This window comes from Saccharothrix sp. NRRL B-16348 (genome assembly GCF_001280085.1).
Classification (GTDB): Bacteria; Actinomycetota; Actinomycetes; order Mycobacteriales; family Pseudonocardiaceae; genus Actinosynnema.
Genome location: NZ_LGED01000074.1, coordinates 1 through 897, shown reverse-complemented (window position 1 = coordinate 897; position 897 = coordinate 1). Strand labels below are relative to the sequence as shown.

At 68.5% G+C, this 897-nt stretch carries 1 protein-coding gene; it reads right to left on the bottom strand.

The window, feature by feature from the left end; all coding sequences use genetic code 11:
* Window positions 1–9: 9 nt before the first annotated feature.
* Window positions 10–803, bottom strand: a protein-coding gene (locus ADK67_RS48835) for an IS5 family transposase (RefSeq protein ID WP_442974123.1) whose coding sequence is annotated in 2 segments (ribosomal slippage) — window positions 10–470 and window positions 470–803 — 795 coding nt in all. Because the reading frame shifts where the segments join, the coding sequence is not laid out codon by codon here.
* Between the last annotated feature and the right edge of the window lie 94 nt (window positions 804–897).

The window sequence follows — 897 nt, the reverse complement described above, 5'->3', positions numbered from 1 at the left end:
TAACTGGTCCTAACAGAATCGTTGGACGTGTCGGTAGCAGATGATGCAGGTGGCGAGGCCGAGAAAGGCCTCGTGGATGTCATCGCGTCGTTCCCATCGGATACGCAGGCGTTTCATGCCGTGGTACCAGGCGATCGTGCGCTCTACCACCCACCTGACCGTGCCCAGGCCGGAGCCGTGGGGTTCACCGCGGCGGGCGATCCGAGGGGTGATTCCCCTGGCGCGCAGGCGTCGGCGGTACTTGTCGTGGTCGTAGCCGCGGTCGGCGTAGACGGTCTTCGGACGTCGGCGGGGACGTCCGCGTCGGCCGCGCACGTTCGGCACCGCGTCCAGCAGCGGTTCCAGGCCGAGGACGTCGTTGCGGTTGCCGCCGGTGAGCAGGACCGCGAGCGGGATGCCGCCGCCGTCGGTCAGGACGTGGTGCTTGGAGCCCGGCCGGGCGCGGTCGACCGGGCTCGGACCGCTTTTGGGCCGCGACGCGCGGCCCGGACGTGCGAGGTGTCGACCACCGCCCGGTCCCAGTCCAGCCTGCCGGTCGAGTGCAGCTCGGCGAGCAGCAGCTCGTGCAGCCTGGACCAGACGCCGGCCTCGTTCCAGTCGCGCAGCCGTCGCCAGCAGGTCATCCCGGAGCCGAAGCCCAGCTCCTGCGGGAGAAACTCCCACTGGATGCCGGTGTGCAGCACGAACAGGATGCCCTGCAGGCACAACCGGTCCGGCACCCGCTTACGACCCGTGTTGCGGGTCCTACGCGGCACCACCGGCAACAACGGCTCGATGCGCTCCCACAGATCGTCCGGGACGATCCACGGCGGCGACTCACCCCTCCTCACGACCGAACATGATCCACATCGGGCAGACCCGACGCCACCACAGTGATCATTTTGTTAGGACCAGTAA